The sequence below is a fragment of the Streptomyces sp. NPDC052496 genome (genome assembly GCF_040679095.1).
Taxonomy (GTDB): domain Bacteria; phylum Actinomycetota; class Actinomycetes; order Streptomycetales; family Streptomycetaceae; genus Streptomyces.
On record NZ_JBFAUH010000020.1, the window covers coordinates 26,007 to 49,354 of the forward strand.

At 70.7% G+C, this 23,348-nt stretch carries 18 protein-coding genes and 1 pseudogene; 8 read left to right on the forward strand and 11 right to left on the reverse strand.

Annotated features, from left to right (window positions below; translation table 11 throughout):
• Nucleotides 1-80: 80 nt before the first annotated feature.
• From AB0L45_RS25330 to AB0L45_RS25340, 3 genes are all read right to left on the reverse strand, one after another.
• On the reverse strand, nt 81-1,280 hold the full coding sequence (locus AB0L45_RS25330; protein ID WP_365843650.1) for a cytochrome P450: 1,200 nt from the start codon (nt 1,278-1,280) through the stop codon (nt 81-83).
• A gap of 291 nt (nt 1,281-1,571) precedes the next feature.
• Nucleotides 1,572-2,108: a DUF1707 domain-containing protein gene (locus tag AB0L45_RS25335; RefSeq protein WP_365843652.1), complete on the reverse strand. Its 537-nt coding sequence runs from the start codon at nt 2,106-2,108 to the stop codon at nt 1,572-1,574.
• A 70-nt stretch (nt 2,109-2,178) separates the two neighbouring features.
• Complete coding sequence (locus tag AB0L45_RS25340; protein ID WP_365843654.1) at nt 2,179-3,495, reverse strand: SidA/IucD/PvdA family monooxygenase; 1,317 nt, start codon at nt 3,493-3,495, stop codon at nt 2,179-2,181.
• Nucleotides 3,496-3,819: 324 nt separating this feature from the next.
• Here AB0L45_RS25340 and AB0L45_RS25345 point away from each other — a divergent pair, with 324 nt between their 5' ends.
• From AB0L45_RS25345 to AB0L45_RS25355, 3 genes are all read left to right on the forward strand, one after another.
• Nucleotides 3,820-4,476: an FMN-binding negative transcriptional regulator gene (locus AB0L45_RS25345; protein WP_365843656.1), complete on the forward strand. Its 657-nt coding sequence runs from the start codon at nt 3,820-3,822 to the stop codon at nt 4,474-4,476.
• 241 nt (nt 4,477-4,717) lie between these two features.
• Nucleotides 4,718-5,776, forward strand: a complete 1,059-nt coding sequence (locus AB0L45_RS25350) for an NAD-dependent epimerase/dehydratase family protein (RefSeq protein WP_365843658.1) — start codon at nt 4,718-4,720, stop codon at nt 5,774-5,776.
• Nucleotides 5,777-6,595: 819 nt separating this feature from the next.
• A complete protein-coding gene (locus AB0L45_RS25355; protein ID WP_365843660.1) occupies nt 6,596-7,279 on the forward strand; it encodes an LmbU family transcriptional regulator in 684 nt (227 codons plus the stop codon).
• Nucleotides 7,280-7,587: 308 nt separating this feature from the next.
• On the opposite strand, the gene AB0L45_RS25360 is transcribed toward AB0L45_RS25355, so the two are convergent.
• Both AB0L45_RS25360 and AB0L45_RS25365 read right to left on the reverse strand, forming a co-directional pair.
• Entirely contained in the window at nt 7,588-8,409 is an 822-nt protein-coding gene (locus AB0L45_RS25360; RefSeq protein ID WP_365843662.1) for an ABC transporter permease, read from the reverse strand.
• Nucleotides 8,406-9,350, reverse strand: coding sequence for an ATP-binding cassette domain-containing protein (locus AB0L45_RS25365; protein WP_365843664.1), 945 nt, complete (start codon nt 9,348-9,350; stop codon nt 8,406-8,408). The genes AB0L45_RS25360 and AB0L45_RS25365 overlap by 4 nt, the downstream gene beginning before the upstream one ends.
• Before the next feature lie 84 nt (nt 9,351-9,434).
• Here AB0L45_RS25365 and AB0L45_RS25370 point away from each other — a divergent pair, with 84 nt between their 5' ends.
• Nucleotides 9,435-10,445, forward strand: a complete 1,011-nt coding sequence (locus AB0L45_RS25370) for a TetR/AcrR family transcriptional regulator (protein ID WP_365843666.1) — start codon at nt 9,435-9,437, stop codon at nt 10,443-10,445.
• 491 nt (nt 10,446-10,936) lie between these two features.
• Nucleotides 10,937-11,707 (forward strand): AfsR/SARP family transcriptional regulator, encoded by a 771-nt coding sequence (locus tag AB0L45_RS25375; protein ID WP_365843668.1) that lies wholly within the window; start codon nt 10,937-10,939, stop codon nt 11,705-11,707.
• On the opposite strand, the gene AB0L45_RS25380 is transcribed toward AB0L45_RS25375, so the two are convergent.
• On the reverse strand, nt 11,667-12,995 hold the full coding sequence (locus tag AB0L45_RS25380; RefSeq protein WP_365843670.1) for an activator-dependent family glycosyltransferase: 1,329 nt from the start codon (nt 12,993-12,995) through the stop codon (nt 11,667-11,669). The two genes, AB0L45_RS25375 and AB0L45_RS25380, sit on opposite strands and share 41 nt — an antisense overlap.
• A gap of 296 nt (nt 12,996-13,291) precedes the next feature.
• Between AB0L45_RS25380 and AB0L45_RS25385 the strand changes: the two genes are divergently transcribed.
• Nucleotides 13,292-13,927 carry a dTDP-4-dehydrorhamnose 3,5-epimerase family protein gene (locus tag AB0L45_RS25385; protein ID WP_365843672.1) on the forward strand — a complete coding sequence of 212 codons (636 nt, stop codon included), beginning with the start codon at nt 13,292-13,294 and terminating at the stop codon, nt 13,925-13,927.
• Here the strand turns inward: AB0L45_RS25385 and AB0L45_RS25390 are convergent.
• Together AB0L45_RS25390 and AB0L45_RS25395 are read right to left on the reverse strand one after the other, a co-directional pair.
• Nucleotides 13,902-14,666: a TylF/MycF/NovP-related O-methyltransferase gene (locus AB0L45_RS25390; protein WP_365843674.1), complete on the reverse strand. Its 765-nt coding sequence runs from the start codon at nt 14,664-14,666 to the stop codon at nt 13,902-13,904. The genes AB0L45_RS25385 and AB0L45_RS25390 overlap by 26 nt on opposite strands.
• 115 nt (nt 14,667-14,781) lie before the next feature.
• The gene (locus tag AB0L45_RS25395) at nt 14,782-15,777 is read right to left on the reverse strand and encodes an aldo/keto reductase (RefSeq protein ID WP_365843676.1); all 996 of its coding nucleotides are present in this window, start codon (nt 15,775-15,777) and stop codon (nt 14,782-14,784) included.
• Between the two features lie 295 nt (nt 15,778-16,072).
• Between AB0L45_RS25395 and AB0L45_RS25400 the strand changes: the two genes are divergently transcribed.
• Nucleotides 16,073-17,368, forward strand: a complete 1,296-nt coding sequence (locus tag AB0L45_RS25400; protein ID WP_365843678.1) for an activator-dependent family glycosyltransferase — start codon at nt 16,073-16,075, stop codon at nt 17,366-17,368.
• Nucleotides 17,369-17,430: 62 nt separating this feature from the next.
• Here the strand turns inward: AB0L45_RS25400 and AB0L45_RS25405 are convergent, their stop codons facing one another.
• Entirely contained in the window at nt 17,431-20,718 is a 3,288-nt protein-coding gene (locus AB0L45_RS25405) for a BTAD domain-containing putative transcriptional regulator (protein WP_365843680.1), read from the reverse strand.
• 189 nt (nt 20,719-20,907) lie between these two features.
• Here AB0L45_RS25405 and AB0L45_RS25410 point away from each other — a divergent pair.
• Nucleotides 20,908-21,643, forward strand: a pseudogene (locus AB0L45_RS25410) (FAD-dependent oxidoreductase); the annotation flags it as partial.
• A gap of 61 nt (nt 21,644-21,704) precedes the next feature.
• Here AB0L45_RS25410 and AB0L45_RS25415 read toward each other — a convergent pair.
• Both AB0L45_RS25415 and AB0L45_RS25420 read right to left on the reverse strand, forming a co-directional pair.
• The gene (locus AB0L45_RS25415; protein ID WP_365843682.1) at nt 21,705-22,724 is read right to left on the reverse strand and encodes an alpha/beta hydrolase; all 1,020 of its coding nucleotides are present in this window, start codon (nt 22,722-22,724) and stop codon (nt 21,705-21,707) included.
• A 120-nt stretch (nt 22,725-22,844) separates the two neighbouring features.
• Nucleotides 22,845-23,276 (reverse strand): hypothetical protein, encoded by a 432-nt coding sequence (locus AB0L45_RS25420; protein WP_365843684.1) that lies wholly within the window; start codon nt 23,274-23,276, stop codon nt 22,845-22,847.
• Between the last annotated feature and the right edge of the window lie 72 nt (nt 23,277-23,348).

Sequence of the window (23,348 nt, forward strand, 5' to 3'; positions counted from 1 at the left end):
CCGACGGGTCAGGGGCGCCGGCGAGGGAAGGCACAGCGTCCCGCCGACAGGACATCGGCGGGACGACGACGCGTACAGCCCTACCAGGTGACCAGCAGGCGGTGCACGCCGAAGATGTCCGCGTCCGTGCGCAGCGGCACCTCTTCCGGGCGAACCGCCAGGCGAAGCGTGGGGAACCGGCTGACCAGCGCGGGGAACGCGACGCGCATCTCCACCCGTGCCAACTGCTGGCCCAGGCACTGGTGGGCGCCGTGGCCGAAGGAGACATGCCCGGAAGACTGCCGGCGCAGGTCGAGTACGTCCGGATCGGGGAACTTCGCCGGGTCGCGGTTGGCCGCCTGGACCGAGACGGCCACACACTCGCCGGGTCTGATCACCTGGCCGCCGAGTTCGACGGTCTCCAGCGCGGTGCGCATCCCGGTGTGGGTGATGCTCAGGTACCGCAGCAGTTCCTCCACGGCACGGTCGGCGAGGCCCGGGTCGGTGCGCAGCGCGGCGAACTGACCGGGGTGGCTCAGCAGGGCGAAGGCGCCCAGCCCGAGCATGTTGGCGGTGGTGTCGAACCCCCCGCCCAGGAGCATGACGCCGATATTGGTGAGTTCCTCGTCGGTGAGGTCGCCGACGGCGATGTCGCTGAGCATGTCGTCGGTGGGCCTGGCGCGCTTGTCCAGCACCAGCTGCTGGACGTACTCCTGGAGCACGCCGAACGCGCCGTGCTTCTCCTCCGGAGTGGCGTCGAGCTCGTTCACCTTCGTCACATGGCTCTGGAAGAAGTCCCGGTCCTCGTAGGGGGCTCCGAGCAGCTCGCAGATCAACAGCGCGGGGATGGGGTTGGCGAACGCCGCCACCAGGTCCGTCGGCGGGCCCTGCCGTTCCATGGCGTCCAGGTGCTCGGTGGTGATCTGCTCGATGCGTTCGGTCAGCTGCTGCATCCGGCGGACGGTGAACTTGCCGGTGAGCAGGCTCCGGTAGCGGGTGTGCTCGGGCGCGTCCATCCCGATGAACAGCCCGGGCGGGGCCGGCGGCGTGCGTTCCATGGCGGCCTCTCCCGGTAACGGGGAGTGCAGGAGCTCGTACCGGGAACTGAAGCGCGTGTCGGCCAGGATCGTGCGGACCAGCGCATGGCTGGTGGCCAGCCAGCCCTCGTGCCCGTCCGGGAAGACCATCCGGGACAGGGGACGCTCCGCACGCAGCCGTGCCAGCTCCTCGGGCGGGTCGAACGGGCAGCCCGCGGGGCGTGTCATCGGCAACCCCGTCAAAAGGGGGAGGGGTTCGGTCATCTCGGGTCCTCCCTGGGTGGCGGGAATCGGCGTGGGACACCGACGCCGCCGCCCCGGTCACACGTCATGGGAAAGGCATGGGAAAGGCATGGGAAAGGCAACAGAGGGCAGGCCGGGCGCGGGTCTTCGCCTGTACGTCCGGCAGGGATGCGGAGCCGAGCCGGAACCGGTGGACAGCGCGGAGGCGAGCGCACTCCGGCGCAGGGGAAGAAGTCGAGGCGCGAAGGTGCCTGCCTGGCACCTTCAGGGGCTGCGCCGGGCCGTTACCGCTGGACCATGGTGGATCGGCACTCAGTGCCGTGCGTGGCGGACCTTCAGGCGTCCGAATCCCATGGTCCCGGAAATCCGGATCTTCGGCCCGCCAGGCCGTGGCTGCTGGTGGGGGCGGTACACCGGGTCCTTCCAGCCGGCTTGCAGACCGTCCACGTTCACGATCGCGTCCCGGGGCACCGTGATCGTGGCCCTGCCGGTGCCCAGCGCCAACTCGATGTCGATCACGGGGTGTTCGATGACCGCCCGGGACAGGTCCAGGTGCACCCTCCCGAAGGCCGACTCGACCTTGAGGTTCCTGGGTACCCGCCAGCTACCGCGTCGCTTGAGCCGTCCGCCGGCGGCGGAGATCACGGCGTTCGACGTGTCAGCCGGGAGCGAGGCCAGCGCCGACTCGATGTCGCGCACCGACGTGGCGGAGAGCACGCGGTGGAGGTGCTCGTCCAGGTCCTCGTACGAGATGTCGCCCTCGGCGTACGCGTGTTGCAGGCGCCGGACGGCCGAGTCGCGGTCGTCCTCGCTGATACGTGGCTGCGGTTCTTCCGGCGAAGAGGTCACCGGCTCAGCCTACGAGACGCGGGGGAGCCCGGGCCCGCCGACGGACGCACGGCGGCCTGGACCGGGCGTCCTATGCCGCTCCCGGTTCCTCCTCGGCGCGCCGCCGGCCGATGGAGTGGGCGATCTCGCCACTGCGTACGGCGATGTTCGAGAGTAGGGACGACGTCAGCCCGTGGGTGTGCTCGGTGCCGCCTTGCAGGTAGATGCCGCAGGTCAGCGGCGGGGTGGTGACGAGCCGGTAATCGCGTCCCACCTGGTACCGTCCCGCTGCGTCGCGCAGGCAGTAGCGGTCGAGGTCGCCGAGCAGTCCGCTCGGGTCCATGGCGTCGTAACCGGTCGCGCACACCAGCGCGTCCACGTCGAGCTCCTGCGACTCGGTGTCGAGCAGCGACTCCAGCGACACCCGGGTCTCGTTGCCGGCCCGCTTGACGTCGCTCACCCGGGTCAGGTTGAGGAAGTGCAGGCGCTTGCTGCCGCGCACGTCCTCGTCGTAGACCCGCCGGTGGAGGTCCCTGATGACATCGTCGTCGACCACCGAGTAATTGGTGTTCTTGTGGTACTGCCAGAAGGCGTCCCGCGTGCGGTCCGTGCCGAAGTAGTAGTGATCCACCGCTTCGGGATCGAAGACCTGGTTGGCGAAGGGCGTGCTGTCCGCGATGGAGTACCCGTAGGACGGGACGATCGCGAAGATCTGGGTGTGCGGAAGGGTGTCGTGGAGGAACCTGGCGATCTCGGCCGCGCTCTGGCCGGCGCCGACCACCGCCACCCGCCGCAGGTCCTGGAGGTCCGTCTGCCGGAACCGGTCCAGGAACTCCGAGCTGTGCCAGACGCGGTCGTCCCGGTCCACACCGACCGGCATACGGGGCACCAGCCCGGTCGACACCGCCACGTTGCGCGCGTGGACCAGCCGGGTGCCGGATCCGCCGCGGTCACGCACCTCGATCCGCAGGTACTGGTCGGCCCCCGGCGCGGGCTCGGGCGGCAGCGTGATCCCGACGACCTCCGAGTTGTAGGAGACGCGGTCCGAGAAGTTCTCCTCCACCCACTCCAGGTACTGGTGGAATTCCTGCCGCGTCGGAAAGAACGTATGGGTGTTGACGAAGTTCGCCAGCCGGCCGGCGGCGTGCAGGTACGAGACGAAGCTGAACCGGGACGACGGGTTGCGGAAGGTGACCAGGTCCTTCAGGAAGGACACCTGCATCGTCGTGGACGGCAGCAGCATGTTGCGGTGCCATCCGAACGCGGGCTGCCGCTCGAAGAACGCGGCGGTGAGCGGGTGTTCCGGGACGTCGGTCCGGTGCTCTTCCAAGGCGGTGGCGAGGGACAGGTTGGACGGGCCGAAGCCGACGCCGACCACGTCATGGATCACTTGTGCTCCCGTACGCATGAATTGAGTCCCTCACTGTCCTGTGAGTCGTGTGAATGAGGTGTGCGGGCGGTGGGGTGCAGCGTGTTCGAGATTCCGTATTCTTCGACGGGGCGACTTCGTGGCGCAGCGGCGCTGATTCAGGAAAGCCTTCTTGACGTCAACGTAGATGGCGCGTACCGCCCTTTGCAAGAGACCTGTACGGACTCCCGGACAACCGTTGTCCTGTCGACAGGACGGCATTAGGCGCAGCTCGCAACTCCGGCGGCCGCGAGCGGAGTTCGGGTACTCTTCGACAACTTGTTCCGCGCTATGACCGCTCACCACTGAAGGCGTGATTCACGCGTGTTCATACCCCCTCACTACCGCGCACCGGACAGCTCGTGGATGGTCGACCTGATCCGTGACAATCCGCTGGCGCTCGCGATGAGCAACGGTGGTCCCGGCGACGGTCCGTTCGCCACGCACCTGCCGGTCATCCCGGATCCCCGCTCGCCCGGCGGGTGGCCCGACGACCTGGCGGGTGCCACCCTGGTCGGGCACCTGAACAGGGCGAACCCCCACTGGAACGCACTGGCGACGACGGATGTCATGCTGCTGGCTTTCACCGGGCCGCATGCGTACGTGTCGCCGACCGTGTACGAGGTGACACCGGCGGCACCGACCTGGAATTTCACCTCGGTCCATGTACGCGGGTCGGTGGAACCGATCGATTCGACCGAGGAAACACTCGACGTGGTGCGGGCCACCGCACAGGCCTTCGAGGGCCGTTTCGGAGCCGGCTGGGACCAGTCCGAATCGGTGGAATATTTCCGTAAGATCGTTCCTGGCGTCGGAGCCTTCCGGATTACGGTGACGGGGGCCGAGGGCATGTTCAAACTCAGCCAAGAGCAGCCCGCCGAGGTCCGTGAACGGGTGCAGCAGTCATTCGCGGCCCGGGAATGCGGCCGGCACCGCGCGACCGCCGAGCTCATGAGCCGACTGCCACCGACGACGGTCTGAGCCGGGTGGGCGATCTGCTTTTCCCGCGCGTACTACAGAAATGCACGGCCGCTTTCCCGAGGCCCGCTCCCGGCGCGCGGCGTGCTGCCTGTCGGCCGGACGCCGGACCGGGCTGCCCGGTCCGCGAGAACGAAACGGGGGCACAGGGGCGGGAGGCGCAGCCGGCCGCCGTTCCCGCCCGGCTGTCCTGTCGTCGGGACAGCCCTGCCTGGAGTGACCGGTGTGACGAAAGGTGGATGTGATGCGTGTTCTGATCACCGGTGGAGCCGGGTTCATCGGGACTCGGGTGGCAGCTGCGATGCTGACCGCAGGGCACGAGGTCCGGGTGCTGGACGCCTTGCTGCCGAGTGTGCACTCCGGCCCGCCGGACCTTCCGCCGGACGTCGAGTTCGTCCAGGGCGACATCCGCGACGACGACACCCTGCGCTCGGCGCTCCGGGGCGTGGACGCGGTCAGCCACCATGCCGCGATGGTGGGGCGCGGGCGCGAGATCCGTGACGCCGCGGAGTTCTCCTCCTGCAACGATCTGGGCACCGCGAAGCTGGTCGTGGCGATGACCGGGGCCGGCGTCGACCGGCTGATCCACGCCAGCTCGGTGGCGATCTACGGCGAAGGCCGCTACCGCTGTGCCGAACACGGACGGGTGCGCCCCGGGCGCAGGCTGGCCGCCGATCTGGAGGCCGGCCGCTTCGAGCAGCGCTGCCCCGAGTGCGGCCGGGCGGACCTGACGGCCGAGCCGATCGAGGAGACCGACTTCGCCGCGCCTGTGCACAGCGTCTACGCGGGCACGAAGGCGACCCAGGAACACCTCGCGGCCGCGTGGGCGGCGGAGACCGGGGGCCGTGCGGTGGTGCTCCGGTACTTCTGCGTGTACGGCCCCGGCATGCCCTTCGACAGCCCGTACACAGGCGTCGCCGGCACCTTCCGGTCGGCCGTGATGGCGGGCCGCGCCCCCCGGGTCTACGAAGACGGCCGTCCTCGTCGCGACTACATCCACGTCAGCGACGTGGCCGCCGCGAACGTCGCCGCGCTGGGCCGGGACGAGCCGGGTTTTCGTGCGTACAACGTCGCCGGCGGCAGCCCGCGCTCCATCCACGACGTCGCCACGGTCCTGTCCACGGAGGTGGGTGGACCGCCACCGGTCGTATGCGGCGAGTTCCGGGCGGCCGACGCCCGGCACGTCTTCGGCTCGCCCGCCCGGCTGATGCGCGAGCTGGACTGGCGGCCCGCCGTGGACTTCGACTCCGGAATGCGGGAGTTCGCCGTCGCCCCGATGCGCGGCGCGCCGCTCCATGTGTGAGCGGGCAGTGAACCGACCTGTCGGACCGCGCCGGCCGGACGTATGGCCGGCTATCCCCTCTCGATAGACCAATTCTTTTTCCCAAGCCGGATCCGCCGGGGGAGAGATGGACGCCGGATCCGCCATTAAGAACGTCTACGTCTTCCGGCCCGAGACGATGGAAAGTCTCGATTTCCGGCGCGAAGGTTTACGTTCGGCCCACTCGTTCAGGGCGTCGTCACACCTGGTGGCTCAGCGGGCCGGCGTGCCGCATATGGCGGGACGTCCCTGGTCACCGACGACTGCCGACCCGGTCCCGGCCGGGGCGGTCCGGCCGGGAGAAAACCTGGCAACCGTGGATAAGTTGGGCAGACCAGTTGCTCTCGCGCACCGGCCGGCCGGTGGACCGTAAAAGACTTCGGTCAATCCGGAATCAGAGATTCAGGAAGGCCACCGGCCGGCTCGGCGTGGCCGATGGCTCTCTCTGTGGCGCCTTGGATGCCCATGAATAGGGTGCCGATCAGTCTGGTCGTCAGTTATTGACCATTCAGGCGCGAGGGTGGTTCCATAGGCCACTGATCGAGATTAAACAGCGAACTCCAGGGCACTGAGCGCTGACCACGCATGCCGAGGGAGGCAGGCCGGAGACTGTCATTGAGGGGAGAAAGGATTCTATCTGGGTGAATTCGCTTCCATGCCTGCGTATCGGGATCTTAACGCTTCCCATACGCCGGCTCGACCGCTCTTGCAGCCCCGGCGGCGCACGACGCCGGTTCGGCCTGAATTGCCGCTGCCAACGCATCAGGTCATGTTGCTCATTCGATTCCCGCGGGAGGGATGATGACAGGTCAGGTCAGCGACCGCCAGAGAGAGCGCTCCATCCTTTATCGGCAGAAGGTACGCGGAGGGCAGGAACGGGAGACGGTCGTCGATCCGCGCCGGGCCCAGGTGCTCACCACCCAGGTGGGGCTGGAGATACCCGCCGAGCTGCCGTTCGAGGACTGGGAACGGGCGGGGCGCCAGCTGTCCGGGATCGTGAATTCGTCCGCCTGGTGGCTCGGTGACTGGCTCGTCTACGGCAAGGAGCATTACCACGACCGGTACGAGCGAGGCCTCCTCGTGGCCGGGCTGCAGTACCAGACGCTGCGGAACTACGCATGGGTCGCCGGGCGGTTCCAGATGCACCGGCGCCGGCCGGCACTCAGCTTCCAGCACCACGCGGAAGTGGCCTCGCTGCCGGCCGAGGAACAGGACCGGTGGCTCGAACGGGCGGAGCAGCAGAAGTGGAGTACCAAACAGCTGCGTGAAGGCATCCGCCGCGCCCGCGAGGACGACGCGCGCGAGGCGATCGCGGACGACACCACGCGGCGGCTGATGGTGCCCGGCAGCAATCTCCAGCGGTGGCACCGGGCCGCGGCGCAGTCCGGCACCGACTTGCGGCAATGGGTGCTGGCGACGCTCGACCAGGCGGCCAGAGCGGCCTTGGAGGAAGATGCTGCTCATCCCATCGCCTTGAATACGTGAGCGGGAACCGGCCAGCCGGCCCGAGCGCGGGCGGCACCGGCCGCCCCGGCCGGACCGGTCGGCGCCCAGACCACCCGGCTCGGCCGTCGTGTGGTCCGGCCGGCGTCCTGACGGGTGATCCGGGGACCTTGCGGGTAGTGCCCTGACGGCGCTGCCGTGCTGCGGGTACGGGACCGTTTCCCGAGCCCGGCGGACGGGGACCTCCGGCCCCGGCGCCTGCGACCAGCCTTCGAGCGTGATCGCAGGTCGGCCAGACCGGACGGTACCGCAGTCCCCGGGCCGGTACTACGGCCCGTCGGCCCGGTTCCTCACCGCCCCCTGCGCGAGTAGGCGCGCAGCGACAGCGGGGCGAGGACCACCAGCAGTACGGCCGACCAGAGCAGGACGGTGGCCACGGGGTGCTCCATGGGCCAGGCCCGGTGTGCGGAAGCGGCCATTCCGGGGTTGCCGAACAGCTCGCGGCAGGCGGCGGTGAGCGCGCTCACCGGGTTCCAGTCGGCCAGGAACCGCAGCCACGCCGGCATGCCGTCGGTCGGCACGAACGCGTTGGACAGCATGGTCACGGGCAGGAACAGCGTCGCCAGCTGGGTGACCATCTGCTCGTTCTTCGCCACCAGGCCCACATAGACACCCACCCAGCTCAGCGCGTACCGCATCAGCATCAGCAGCAGGAACGCCTCGACCGTGGGGACCAGGCCGCGGTGCGGCTGCCACCCCACCAACAGGCCCGTCCCCGCCATGGCCGCCAGCAGCGGCACACCGACCACGGAATCGGCGCCGGTGTGCCCGAACGGCACCGCCAGCCGCGCCATCGGCATGGACTGGAACCGGTCCATCACGCCGAGCGAGGCATCGGCGGCCATCCGCCCCATGACCCCTTGCACCGAGGTGAAGGTGACCATCGCGAACAGTCCCGGCATGAGGAACTCGCGGTAGTCACCGCCGCCCGGCACCTGGATCGCGCTGCCGAACACGTACCCGAACAGCACCACCATGATGATCGGGAACATCAGCGCGGCGATGATCTGTCCGGGTTCCTGCCGCAGGCGTGACAGTTCGCGCCCGACCAGGACCGACCCGTCGGCGAACGTCCAGCGCAGCCGGCCCAGGGGCGAGGTGATGGTGGTCATCGGACGGGCTCCTTCCGGGCGGTGAGGCGCAGGAACACCTCGTCGAGGGAGGGACGGCGCAGCCGCACATCGGCAGCGTTGACCCCGGCACGGTCGAGCTCGCGCACGATGTCGGCCAGCCGGAACCCGCTGCCGGGCAGCGCGACGCTGAGCTGGTCGTCGCCGGCCGTCGTGGGTTCGGTCCCGGCCAGACCGCTGAGGACGGTCGTCGCCGGCCGCAGCGCGGCGGGGTCCGCGAGGACGACCTCCAGATGCTCCCCGATCGTGGCCTTCAGCTCGTCGGGGGTGCCCCTGGCGATCACCTGTCCGTGGTCGATGACGACGATGTCGTCGGCCAGCTGGTCGGCCTCGTCCAGGTACTGGGTGGTGAGCAGCACGGTGGTGCCGCCGGCGACCAGTTCACGGACGCTGTCCCAGATCTCGCCGCGGCTGCGCGGGTCCAGGCCCGTGGTCGGCTCGTCCAGGAACAGCACTTCGGGGCGCAGGATGAGGCAGGTGATCAGGTCGAGGCGGCGCCGCATGCCGCCCGAGTAGCCGGCGACGGGGCGGTCCGCGGCGTCCATCAGCCCGAAGCGCTCCAGCAGTTCGTCGGCCCGCCGGCGCGCCTCGCTCCGGGGCAGGTGGTAAAGGCGCCCGAACATGTGCAGGTTGCTGCGTCCGGTGAGTTTTTCGTCCACTGCGGCGTACTGGCCCGCGAGGCCGATCCGGCTCCGTACCTTGTCGGCCTCCCGGACGACGTCGTACCCGGCGATGCGGGCGTGCCCGGCATCGGGATCGGACAGGGTCGCGAGGATGCGGACGGCGGTCGTCTTTCCCGCGCCGTTGGGCCCGAGTACGCCGCAGACCGTTCCCCTGCTGACACTCAGGTCTAAGCCCCGCAATGCGTGCGTGTCACCGAAGGACTTGTGCAGTCCTTCGGCGACCACGATGGGATCTGCCATGATCTCTCCATTGGGTACCTTGTACGCGGTCGAGAGCCAAGGTAGAGCACTGGGTACCATGTACGCAACCCGGGAGGTGGCACGGTGGCCGACGCCGAGTACGTGAACATTTGGATGAGGCCCGAGCGCCCGGCGCGCGGCGGGCCGAAGCCGGCCTACAGCCGCGCACAGATCACCGAGGCCGCGGTCCGGATCGCCGACGCCGAAGGGCTGGAGGCGGCCACCATGCGGCGGATCGCCGCCGAGATCGGCGCGGGCGCGATGTCGCTCTACCGCTACGTCCCGCGCCGCGACGACCTGGTGGACCTGATGGCCGACCACCTGATGGGTGAGGTCGACGTGGCGGGCATGCCCTCCGGCGACTGGCGCACGGACCTGAGGCGCTATGCGAACCAGACGCGGGCGATGTGGCTGCGGCACCCGTGGATCGCCACCGTACGCCGGGCGCTCCCCGGGCACGGCCCCAACCAACTGCGCCTGATCGAGCGGGTGATGGGGACGCTCGACCCCTACGTCCCGATCGACGAGAACCTGGCCCTCATGGCCATCCTGAACAGCTACGTCGAGGGCGCCGTGCGCGAAGAGGTCATCGTGGCCGAGGAGATCCGCCGCAGCGGGCTCAGTGAACTGGAGTTCATGGCGCGCAGCCTGCCGCGCGTCCAGGAGCTGCTGGCGAGCGGGGAATACCCGATCTTCGCCAAGATCGTGACCAAGGCGGGCCGGCCGCTGCTGAACCATGAGGACCAGTTCCGCTACGGACTGGAGCGCGTCCTCGACTGCATCGGCGCCGCGTTCCCGTCGGCGGCCGCGCCGTCGTCGGCGGGCGACGCGCGCGACCGCGCCTCGGCCGCACGGTCCGCCGCGACGGAACCGCCGCGTGACGAAACTTTCGTCACAGCGGCCGGCCGGTCATCCGCTCGTGACGAAACCCGGAGCGCTCTTCCGCACCCGGCCACGTGCGCCGTATGCGGCGAAACCGTCCCGCGGACCGACACCGGGCGGCCGCGCCGGTACTGCTCCCGGGCTTGCCAGCAGCGCGCCTACCGTACGCGGCGGAGCCACGACCCCTCCGACCAGTCACCGGAACTCCGGTGACGCTGCGACCACGCCGTACTCCGGTAGCACCACGAACGCGCCGCACGGGGCCTCCGGTCCGATGACCACCGTGATGACCGTGATGAAACGCTCGTCGCCGGAGTCCCCGGCCTGCCGAGGACGGCATGCCCGCTGCTCCGGCGACGGACCTGTCCCGCCGACAGGACGCAGCGCACCGCATGTGACCGGGTCGCCGTCGGCCGATCTGAGGTATGTTCAGGATCAGCCGGAGTGCGATGTCAGCCCACGGTTCTGACGCCGGTCCGCACGCTTCCCGGGCCGGGAAAGGCGCTGAAATCCCTGCCCGGAGTCACGTGCCGCCGCTCCGGCTTTCCATCACCCGCTGAATTCCGCTCCGACCCTTCCACGGGCGGCCCGCCGGACCGGTCCGGCGAGCGGGGCGGTATGCCATGCAGAGCGCACCACGCTATGAGGACTGCGGCGTCGTCCGGTCCGGACGGACGTCTTTTCAGCAATTGGGAGGTCGCAGCGTGCGATACGAGATTCTGGGACCGCTCCGTGTCATCGACGGAAAGAACGCGACGACCATCAGGGCGCAGAAGGTGGAGATCCTGCTGGTCGCCCTGGTCATCCGCGCCGACCAGGTCGTCAGCACCGATCAGCTCATCAGAGAGATCTGGGGGGAGGAACCGCCGCGCAGCGCCACGGCGAGCCTCTACGTCTACATATCCCAGATCCGCAAACTGCTCCGGCGCCCAGGTACGGCGGGCAGCCCCGTCCTCACCAGACCCCCGGGATACATGCTGACCCCGGGGCCCGACGCCCTCGACCTCCACGACTTCACGCGCCTGCTCAAGGAGGGCCGGGAGCACCTGCGGAGCCGCCGCTACGAGGCAGCGGTGCGCGGCTTCGAGGACGCACTCGGCCTGTGCCGGGGTCCGCTGCTCGCCGACATAGCGCGTGGGCCGATCCTCCAAGGGTTCCGCACCTGGTTCAACGAAGCCCAGCTGGAGTGCAAGGAGAGCCTGATGGACGCACACCTTGCCCTGGGCCGGCACCGCGAGCTCGTCGGCGATCTCTACCTCCTCAGTACCGAGCACCCCATGAGGGAGGCGTTCCACCGGCAGCTGATGCTGGCGCTGCACCGCAGCGGATGCCGGGGTGACGCCCTGCTCGTGTACCAGCGGGCCCGCCGGACTCTCCGGGACGAGCTGGGCGTCGAGCCCGGATCGGCGCTCAAGGACATCCAGCGGGTGATCCTCACGGACGACGGGTCGATCGGGAGCGGTAGCGGTCGGTGAGCCGTTCCAGTTCGCCGACCACTTGAGCGGGGGCCGGCTGGGCACGCAGGCCTTCGCGCAGCCGTCCGGCGCCCTCCCGGAACGCGGGGTCGTCCAGGAGCCGCACCAGGTGATCGCGGATCCGGGCGCCGCTCAGCTCCGCCGGCTCGTCCCCGGGGATCCACAGCCCGGCCCCGGCCCGTTCCAGTCGCGGGCCCCGTTCGCCGATGTCCGGGACGACGCGGCTGACGATCAGCTGGGGCACGTCATGAGCGATCGAGTCCAGGAACAGGCCGGGCCCCCCGTGATGGATGACGGCCGAGCACGACGGAACGATGGCGTGCAGCGGCACGAACGTCACCATGCGCGTGTTGTCGGGGACACGCCCGAGCTGCCTCTGGAACTGCTCGGGCAGGGTCACGACCAGCTCGATGTCGAGGTCGGCGAGGGAGTCCAGCATGCCCCGCAACTGCGCGACGGAGAGGGCCTGATGTCTCTCCGCCTGCTCCAGGCTCACTCCGAAGGTGGCCAGGACCCGCCGCCGCGGCGGGTCGCCGCGCAGCCAGTCCGGCACGACGGAAGGCCCGTTGTACGGCACGTAACCCAGGGGCACCCGGGGAACGTCCTGGTCCAGCAGCATGGAGGCCACGGTCTGGTCGATGGTGAAATGCCCGGTGACCATCTCCTCGGAGAACGACGCCCCGTACTTCTCCGCCCAGCCCCCCAGCCAGTCCGCCAGTGCGTCCTCGCGGTCCTCGGGGGGCTGCTGCGCCCGCACCCGCAGAAAGTGCCGCCGCATCCGGGCGTCCACGTTCAGGCCGAGCAGGAAGCGGCCGTGGGCCGCCCCCACCGCCGTGGCCGCGATCGAGCCCGCGTAGCTCACCGAGTCCCAGACCACCAGATCGGGCTGCCACCAGCGGCAGTACTCCACCAGGTCCTCGACCATCGAGTCGTTCATGGCCGCGTTGGTCATCCTGGCGCCACGGAACCCCCAGCGCAGCCGCTCCCAGGTGAGCTCCTCCTCCCGGTTCTCGGACAGGTCGACCAGGAGGTCGCCGCGCTCCGCGAGTTCCTGCACCGTGGCCCGGAGCTCGTCGTCCATCATCTGTTCCAGCTTCTCGAAGACGGGCTGGTCCGAACCGACCGGAACCGCCGTCAGACCCGCCCCGGTGATGACGTCCGTCAGCTCTGGGCCGCTGGCGACCCGGACCTCGTGGCCCGCCGCCTGCAGAGCCCAGGCCATGGGGGCGAGGAGATGGAGGTGGCTCCGGACAGGGATGGTGGCGAACAGGACGCGCATGGCGGTCATGACCTCCGTAGACAGAGCGATACCGGGACCTTCGCGAACACTCCTTAAGAGCCCCTTGAACTGTTCTTGTCCGGTCCGGCACCCTGAGCCGGAACGCCCGCCCGCCCTCCTGCTCCACGGGCCGGGCGGCCTGGACCCGGCCGGTCGGTCAGGCCGGCTGTGCGGTACCGGATGCGCCAGGTCGGCACCGTCGGCCGCGAGTTCGTCAGCCCGCGGGCGATCCCGCTCCCGGACGGCGTCATCTTCAGCGGTACGCAAGAGGGCCGCACCACACTGCATGCACAAGGAGGGCATCCATGCGTATCACTGAGATGGCCGTACCTGACGCTTATCTGATCGAGCCGGACCATGTCGTGGATGCTCGCGGTACCTTCCACGAGACGATCCGGCACTCCGCGCTCGGCGACATCGCCGGGCACGACCTGGTGGTGCGCCAGGTGAATCACTCGGTGTCCAGCCGGAACACCGTACGGGGAATTCACGGTACCGCGCTGCCGCCCGGCCAGGCCAAACTCGTGACCTGCGTGCGCGGCGTCGCGCTCGACATCGCCGTGGACCTGCGGGTGGGTTCACCGACGTTCGGCCGGTACGCGGTCGCCCGCCAGGAAGCCGAAGCGGGCACGGCCGTCTACCTGCCGGACGGGATCGGGCACGCGTTCCAGGCGCTCACCGACGACACCTGCATGTCCTACCTGTGCTCGCAGGAGTACCTGCCCGGCACGATGATCGTCGTCGACGCCTTCGATCCCGCGCTCGCCCTGCCCTGGGAGCTGACGGGACCGGTGATCCGTTCCGACAAGGACACGGCCGCCCCGACACTGGCCGAGGCGGCCGCCGCCGGACTGCTGCCCGGCTATGAGGAGTGCGTCGCTTCCTACGGGAAGTCAGGTGCCTGGCGCGGGCGGGTCACCGGCCCCAGCGCAGGTAGGTGACGGGAGGCTCGCGTCCGGGAAGGTGGTGCAGGGTCACGTCCTGACCGCAGACCTCGCGGAACGCGGCGGTTTCGCCGGGCCATTTGGGGTGGGCGAGTTCGTCGAAGGCGATGATGCTGCCTCTGACGAGATAGGGGCGGATGATGTCCAGCACTTCGCGGGTGGGGGCGTACAGGTCCATGTCGAAGTAGGCCAGGGCGATGACGGTCTGCGGATTGTCCCGCAGGTACGTGGGGACCGTTTCGCGGACGTCGCCTTCGACGACGAAGGTCCGCTGCACGTGGCCCATGGGCTCGCCGAGTTCGTGGGCGCTCAGGACGTCGCGCAGGTGGTCGGGGTACGCCGTGCCGAATCTGCCGACGACCGCGCTGGGGCTGACCTCGTCCACGGGGCTGATGTCGGGAAAGCCGGCGAAGGTGTCGAAGCCGATGATCCGGCGTACGGAGTTGTAGGGCTCGTACACACCGCGCAGGGCGGTCAGAGTGGCCAGGTGACGGCCGTGCAGTACCCCGAACTCCATGATCACACCGGGTACCTCGCGGACCTGCCGGTAGAGCGCGTCCATGGACAGCAGATCGCTGAGCTGGTGCCGGCGCAGATAGACCGGGAGGTTGTCGATCAGGTACGCGGGCGGGATCGGGGACTTGGACAGCAGCGTGGCCAGCCGCTCGCGTGCCTCGCGTTCGGCCGCCGACTCGTGCGGGACGAGGTGCGGGTCGGTGTAGCGGGGGTCGGTCATGAGCGTCCTTGTCTGCCGGGTTCGGGAGCAACCGCACCACCGAGAGGGGCGCGCGGAGCGTGACGGCATCGCCGGAATCGGACCCCTGGGGGAGCGGGGACGTGCGAGACGGCGGTCAGTCGAGCCACGCGTCGGGTGCGGAGCCGCCGTGCCCTACGGGCGGGAACAGCGTGTCGAGCCGGTCGAGTTCCGCGTCGGACAGCGGCTGACGCAGCGCGCGCAGCGCGCCGTCGACGTGCTCCGGGGTCCGCGGCCCGATGACCAGCGAGGTCACGCCCGGGCGCTGCAGTATCCACGCCATGCCCACCTCGGCAGGATCCCGGCCGAGGTCGGCGCAGAACTTCTCGTACTCGGTGATCGTCGAGCGGTGCGCCTCCAACGCGGTCGCGGCGCGCCCCTGGGCGGACTTGACCGCGGTCCCCTCGGCGGCCTTGCGCAGTGCCCCGCCCAGCAGCCCGCCGTGCAGCGGCGACCACACCAGCACACCGACACCGTAAGCACGCGCCGCCGGGACGATCTCCAGCTCCGGCTCCCGCACCAGCAGGTTGTACAGGCACTGCTCGGAAGCCAGCCCCGGCGCTCCTCGGCGCACCGCGGTCTCCTGCGCGGCGGCCAGGTCCCAGCCGGCGGCGTTGGACGAACCGACGTACCGCACCTTCCCCTGGGAGACCAGCAACTCCATGGCCCGCCAGATCTCGTCCCAGGGGACGGCGCGGTCCATCGTGTGCAGCTGGTACAGGTCGATCCACTCGGTGCCGAGCCGGCGCAGCGAGTCCTCGCACGCGGCCACGATGTGCCGCGCCGACAGCCCGCGGTCGTTGGGGCCCTCGCCCATCGGCCAGCCCACCTTGGTGGCCAGCACGACATCGTCGCGCCGCCGGCCCTTGCCGAGCCAGCGCCCGATGACCTCTTCGGTATGGCCCTTGTGGACCCGCCAGCCGTAACAGTCGGCCGTGTCCACCAGGTTGACCCCGCACGCCAGCGCATGGTCCATGAGCCGGCCGGCCTCCGGCTCCTCGACCCGCCCGCCGAAATTGACCGTGCCCAGCGCGAGCCGGCTCACGGTCAATCCGGTGCGGCCCAGCCGGACCTGCAATTCGTGATGGTTCACCGTAATCCTTTCTCCAGCCCCGTTCCAGCACTCGCCGGCAGCAACGTAATGGTTGTTCCGCCGTTCCACATCCCTGCTGTTGCCGGCCGAATACGCGGCTGCGGAAGAGGCCGCCATGCTGTCCTGTCGACGGGACGGCCAAGTCCGGCAGAGCGGCTGTCACCTGCCTCCCTCGACCTGATGCCGGTGGCCGGCCCGCCGGATGTGCGGGAGGGGCAAGCGCAGTTCAAGACCTGCTTAAGGTCCGTTGGCGAGCGTCTTGCAGGTTCCGGTGTCGACAGAGGGGTCAACCGTAATGCGCGTGCTGTATGTGACGTTCCCTTGGCGGACTCACTTCCAACCCGCCGTGCCGCTGTGCTGGGCTCTCCAGACGGCGGGGCACGAGGTGCGGGTCGCCAGTGGCCCGGAACTGACCGACGTCATCACCCGCTCCGGCCTGACGGCGGTCCCCGTGGGCTCGGACGTGCCCATGCTGCAGAAATTGGCCGAAATGCAGAGCGCCCAGGCCCAGGAGGCCATGGAAAACCTGGGGACGCAGGACGATCTGCTGTACGACTATGCCGAGAACCGTGAGGAGAAGCTCACCTGGGATCGCCTGCCGTGGCTGACCGCATTCCTCACCGAGATCCTCAAGATAGAGAACGAGACGATGATCGAGGATCTGGTGGAGTACTGCCGATGGTGGAAGCCCGACCTGGTGCTCTGGAACTACATGAGTTATGCGGGTTCGGTGGCGGCCACCGTGACAGGGGCGGCCCACGCGCGTATGCCCACCGAAATGGACCTCGACGCCCGGTTCCGCCGGAACTTTCTGCGGGTGCGGGCGCAGCAGCCTCCCGAGGACCGCGCGGACGCACTGGCGGACTGGCTGGGGGGCTGGGCGGAGAAGTACGGGGCGTCGTTCTCCGAGGAGATGGTGACCGGACACTTCACCGTCGACCACATGCTGGGTTCCATGCGGCTGGAGCAGGACGTGCCGGTGGTCCCCATGCGCTACGTCTCCTACAACGGGCCTGCCGTCGTGCCGCACTGGCTCCGCGAGGACCCGACGCGGCGGAGGGTACTGGCCACCTTCGGCGTCAGCCAGGAACAGGGCGCCGCCTACCAGGCGCTGTCCGTCGAGCAGTTGCAGGACATGCTGGACGCTGTGGCCGATCTTGACATCGAGCTGGTCGTGACCTTGCCTGAGAAGATCCAGCAGGAGCTCGCACGCGTGCCCGACAACGCCAGACCGGTGGAGTTCGTGGCGCTGAGCGTCATCACCTCGTCGTGCTCGGCAGTGATCCACAACGGCTCGACCCCCTCGTTCATGGAGGCGATCGCCCACCGGGTGCCCCAGCTCATGGTCGGCCGGGTCTGCCCGGACATCGAAGTGCGCGGTCCACTGCTGGAACAGGCCGGTGCCGGGCTGTGGATCCCGCGGGACGAGATGAGCGGGGCGCGGATCCGCGACGACCTCGTACGCCTGCTGGACGAACCGGGCTTCCGGGACGGCACCGAGCGGTTGCGCCAAGAGCTGTACACCCAGCCCACACCCAGCCAGGTGGTCCCGGAACTGGAACGGATGGCGGAGCGCTACCGCTCCCGTTGACCTACGCCCGCCCCCGTACGCGGCTGCACGCGGCTCGGAAGGCCGTACGTGGCTGAACGTAGCTATGCGTTGCGCAGCCGCGCCGGGTCGGTCCGTAGCAGGGCCGCTGACATGTCCAGCTGGTGGCCGGTCTCATACGCCTCGGCGAAGTGCTCGTCGCCGAGGGCGGCTCGGGCGCGGCCGCTCAGGGTGCGGACCTGTGGGGCGGTGGGGTCGTGGGCGCCGCGCAGGCGGGCCGCCGCGCCGAGCAGGGCGGCGGCATCGCGGTGCCGCCCGTGCAGCGCGGCGAGGCCGACCACGGCCACCGCCACCGTCGCGACGATCGGCATGTCCTTGCTGTCGACCGCTGCTGCGTACGCCTCGCCCAGTGCCTCTTCGGCGCCCGGGCCGTCACCGAGTTCGAGGCAGAGCGCGCCCCGTACCGAGCCGACCAGTGCCTGGCCCTGGCCGCCACCGAACAGGGGCTGCTCGGGCAGTGCGGCCTCGACCGACTCGATCAGCTCGCGCGCCCGGCCCGTGTCACCGGTGCGCACCCGCAGAGCGGCTTCCCGTACGTCGAGCAGCATCGCCGTCCCGGGCGACGCCGAGCGCAGGGCGCGCTCCCGCGCCGCGGCGATCATCTCGTCGGCCCGCGCGGTCTCATCGAGCCGTACGCGCAGGTCGATCAGGCGCAGTTCGATGCAGATCTCGTCGCTGAGGCTGAGCGAACCGAACCCGCCGGCCAGCCGCTCGGCCTCGGTCAGGTCGGCCAGCGCGCCGTCGAGGTCGCCGTCGTACTGCCGTACCAGCGCGTGCAGCGGCAGCGCCTTGGCCGAGCCCCAGCGGTCACCGGCCCGGGCGAAACACTCCAGCGCGGCGCGTACGTCGCCGCGGGCCTGGTCGAGCCGGCCGTCGTTCTCGGCGAACTGCGCCCGGAGCAGGCGCGCCATCCCGGCCGGCCACACGTCGGGCCCGTCGATCAGCCGCTGGAGGACCGCCGGCGGCACCTCGGCCTCCGCCGGCACGGCCAGCCCGATCGCGGTCAGCACGCCGCGGCAGCCGGACAGCTCCGGCCGGCTCAGCAATCGGCGGGCCAGCGCCCGCAGTTCACCGCGCCGCTCCGTGATCCAGTCGCGGGCCGGTGCGCCCTGGACAGCGACGGTGTTGAGCGCCAGCCGCGCCTCGGCGATGTCGCGTCGCACGCTCGGCCCCGCGACGGGCAGCGCGACCGCCGCGCCGAGCCAGTACGCCGCGTCGGAGTGCCGGCCGAGCATCTGCCAGTACCAGGTCAGGTCCAGCGCGAGCGCGAGCGCACCGGCGGCGTCGCCGGTGTCGCACAGGTGGCGCAGCCCGGCGAGCACGTTGTCGTACTCGGCGCGCAGCACCTGGAGCGCGTCGAGCTGCTGGGGGCCGCGGAGCAGGGGGTCGTGGCGGGCGGCCAGCTCGGCGAAGTGCCGGGCGGCCAGGTCCCGCACGCTGGTCAGGGCGGCCTGCTCGGCCAGGCGCTCCAGGCCGTACTCGCGGATGGTCTCCAGCATCCGGTACCGGCCGGTGTCCGGCGCCAGGTGCGGCAACGACCGGTCGACCAGGCCCGCGAGCAGCTCCGGGACCTCGGCGGCCGGCACCGCGCCGGCACAGACCGCGGTGGCCGAGGCCGCTGTCACACCACCGGGCAGGACCGCGACGCGCTCCGCGACCGTACGGGCGTCCGCGCCGAGCAGGTCCCAGCTCCATGCGATGACCGCGCGCAGCGTGCGATGCCGGGGCGAGGCGGTCCGGCTGCCGGTGGTGAGCAGGCGGAACCGGTCGGACAGTCCGGCGGCCAGGTCGGCCAGTGCGAGCGTACGCAGGCGGGCCGCTGCCAGTTCGAGTGCGAGGGGCAGGCCGTCGAGGCCACGGACGACGTGCAGCACCTCGCCGAGGTTGTGTTCACCGACGTCGAAGCCGGGCCGGACGGCCGCCGCCCGCTCGGTGAACAGGCGCACCGACGCCGTACGGCGGGCCCGCTCGACCTCCTCCCGCGGCCCGGGCAGAGGGAGCGGGCCGAGCGGGACCAGCGCCTCACCGTCGACCGCCAGGGGCTCCCGGCTCGTGGCCAGCACCCGCAGCGCTGCGCAGCGGGCCAGCAGCGCCGAGACCAGGTGCGCCACAGCGTCGATCAGGTGCTCGCAGTTGTCCACCACGAGCAGGCTCTCCCGGCCGGCCAGCTGGTCCGCCAGTACGTCCAGCTCGCCGGCCGGGTCGCCGCGCCGGGCGGCCGAGGCCCCGAACAGCGCCGAGCCGCGCAGCCCGATCGCCGCCAGCAGCGCCACGCCGGCCTTGGCGGGCTCGGTGACGGAGGCCAGGTCGATCAGCCACACGCCGTCGCGGTACGCGTGCCGGTGGCGGCGGGCGGCCTCCACCGCCAGGCGCGTCTTGCCGGCGCCGCCGGGGCCGAGCACCGTCACCAGGCGCCCGGAGGCGAGCAGGGTGCCGGTCCGGGCGAGGTCGTCGTCGCGACCGATGAAGCTGGTCAGCGGCGTGGGCAGGTTGTTCCGCCGGATCCGGTCGTGCTGTCGGGTCTGGTCGTGCTGTCGGAGCTGGTTGCTCTGTCGGAGCTGCGCGGGGTCGGGGCGGGGCCGCTCCGCGCGCAGCAGGCGCAGGTGGCGTTCGTTCAGGGCGGCGCCCGGGCCGGTGCCGAGGGCGTCGGCCAGGCGCTCGCGGACCCGCTCGTACAGGGCGAGGGCTTCAGCCTGCCGCCCCTGGGCGGCGAGCGCGTCCACGAGCAGGGCGGCGGCGCGTTCGTGGACGGGGTGTGCGGCGAGCAGGGCGGCCAGCCGGTCGGCGGCCGCGTCGGCACGGCCCAGCGCCAGTTCGGCGTCGGCGAGGTCGGCGACGGCCTCGGCCGAGGCGCGGGCCAGCCGGGTCGCGACGGCAGGCGCCACCGCGGCGACGGCCGCGGGTTCGGTACCGGGACGGTCACCCCACAGCGCCACGGCCTCGCCGAGCACGGCCGCCGCGGCATGCGCGTCACCGGCGCGCAACCGGTCACGGCCGACGGCGGCGAGCTGCTCGAACCGCAGCGCGTCCACGTCGCCCGCTTCCACGGCCAGCCGGTAGCCGCCCGCGGACTGCGAGACGTCACCGGCCGAACCGAGGGCCCGGCGCAGCCGTGAGACGAGGGCCTGCAGAGCGTGAGCCGGGTCGGCCGGCGGGTCCTCGGCCCAGACCGCGTCGATGAGGCTGCGCTGCCCGGCCGCGTGACCACCGGCGAGAGCCAGCCGTACGGCCAGCGCCTGTAACCGGGCGCCCGCTACGGACAGGGTGGCGTCCCCACGCACCACGTGAAAGGCGCCGAGCAGCGTGACCCGAAGCCGTACACCCCCGTCCATCCCCTGATCCTCGCACGCACACGGCCCGGCCCGCACAACACGGCGCGGGGTCGCTCGTGCACCGTCACGCGGACGCCGTGTGAGCCCCGTGTGAGCTCCGCGTGAGCGGCCTTCAGCAACCTGTGCCAGGCACGAAGAGCAGAACCGGTATCGGCTTCGAACCTCCGAACTCTCGGAAAGGCATTTCTCATGCGGGCTTCAACGCGGTCTCTCAGGCATGACGTCGTGATCGTGGGCGCCGGTCCGGTCGGCCTCTTCCTCGCCTGCGAACTCGGCCTGGCGGGCTGCTCGGTCCTGGTACTCGAACGGGAACCGGAGCCCGGTTCCCCGTGGCGCCCCGTGGCGGGCGGACCCGCTCGGGATGCGCGGCCTGTCCGCCGCGTCGGTCGAGGCGTTCTACCGCCGCGGGATGCTGCACCCACTGCTGAAGGCGTCGGGCGTTCACGACGATCACGTCCCGGGCCCCGACACGGACGGACCGCAACCTCCCCGCGCTGTGGGCCACTTCGCCGGCATGGTGCTCGATCCGGCCGACGTCGACCTCGACGCCCTGCCGTTCCGGCTGCCCGGGCCGGCCACGGACGGCATGCTGACGAGCCTCGAAGCGGTCGAGACGGTGCTGACCGAGCGGGCCCACGCACTCGGCGTGGAGATCAGGCGCGGCGTCACGGTCTCGGCCGTGTCGCAGGACGACGGGAGCGTGATCGCGTACGCGGGCGAGCAGGCGTACCCGGCGCGCCGGCTCGTCGGCTGCGACGGCGGACGCAGCGCGGTACGCAAACACGCCGGCTTCGCGTTCACCGGCACCGAACCGCTGCTCACCGGCTACGTCATGCTCGCCACACCCGACGATCCCGACGCGCTGAGCCCCGGGATCAACCTGACACCGACAGGCATGTACCTCCGCATGCCCACCGAGGGACACGGTCACGTGACAGTGCCGCGCGCCCGCACACACCGGCTGCGGACACCGGCCTCGACGCCCTTCACCGACCGTGGGCCGGCGCCCGGTCACCGGCTGTGGGAGCGTCGTACACGGCCTTCACATCTGCGGCCGGAGCGCCGTACACGGTCTCCGCACCAGCCGCTGGAGCACCGTACGCGACCCCCGCACCGGCCGCCGCTTCGACACGGTGGACCAGGCGGGCGATCAGCGTGGCGAGCTGAGGCCACAGTGCGTCGGGCAGGCTGTGGCCCATGCCGTCGATGAGGGCGAGCTCGGCGCCGGGGACGGCCGCGGCGGTGGCCCGGCCGCCGCTCGCGCCGATCATCACGTCGTCGGTGCCGTGGATGACGAGTGCCGGGACGCGGAGCGTCCGCAGCTGTGCCGTACGGTCCCCGGAGGCCATGGCCGCGGCGAACTGGCGCACCATGCCCGCGGGGTCGTGCCCCCGGTCGTAGGCGCGCTCGGCCCGCTGGACCACCGCGGCCTCGTCGAAGGCGAAGCCCGGGGACGCCACGGCGCGCAGGGCCCGGAGCTGCCAGGCGATGAAATGCCGGCGGTCCTGCGGGGGCGTTCCCAGCACCGTGAGCGCGGTGGGGTCGGACCGGCCCACCGCGGGGTCGCCGGTGGTCGACATCATCGACGTCAGCGAGCGGACCCGCTCTGGGTGCTCGACGGCCACGGTCTGGGCGATCATCCCGCCCAGCGACGCGCCCACCAGGTGGACGCTGTCCAGACGCAGTACGTCGAGCAGGCCGGTGATGTCGTCGGCCAGGTCCGACAGGGTGTAGGGCACCGCGGGAAACCTGTGGTCCAGCGCTGCTTGCAGATCGGGTACCGGCAGGTCGGGAAAGTGCGACGACCGGCCGGCGTCCCGGTTGTCGAACCGGATCACCCGCAGGCCGCGGCGGACCAGCTCGGCACAGAAGCCCTCCGGCCAGGCGATCATCTGCGCACCGCCGCCCATCACCAGCAACACGGGCGGGTCGTGGTCGGCCCCGAAACACTCGTACGCCACCGTCATCCGCGATGGGCCGACATCCAGAGCCCGTTGCTCAGCCATCGCCGGACCACCCCGATCGCAAGAAGCCGACGACTCCAAAGGTACTGGCGTTTCCCGGGTCCGCGATATCGAACAGGGGAGCCGGGGGTGCCGCGGCAGTGCGCCGGGGGCCGTGCCGGGTCAGAAAGTGACGTTCTTCGTGGCCCGCGCGAGCACGGTCTTCTCCGTCGCCAGGACCGCTGTGACGTCGGCCTTCGCGCCCTTGTCGATCGTGTTGTACTTGGCCACCAGCTTGACGTTCTCGGTGTGCTCCTTGCCGTCGCAGGTGGGCTCGATGAACAGGGGCTGACTGTGGACGTTGCCCCAGGAGAACGTGGCGGTCACGGTCATGCGTACGGTGTCCGCCGTGGCCGGACAGGTGTACGTGACGCCGACCGTGGCGAGGCGGTTGCCCTGCGCCTGGCCGGAGTTGACGGCGATGGAGGCTTTCGGGGCGGCGTGCGCCGTGGTGGACGTGGCCGCTGTGGCGCCGATCACGGCTGCGGCGCACAGCCCGGCGGCGGCCGCACGCAGGGTGTGAGGGCGTGAGCAGGCAAGGGCGGAGGACTTCATACGGATCTCCGGAAGTGGGGGATGGGCCGTGGCTCTTCACGTCACCGGCCGCTCACCAGTCACTTACCCACT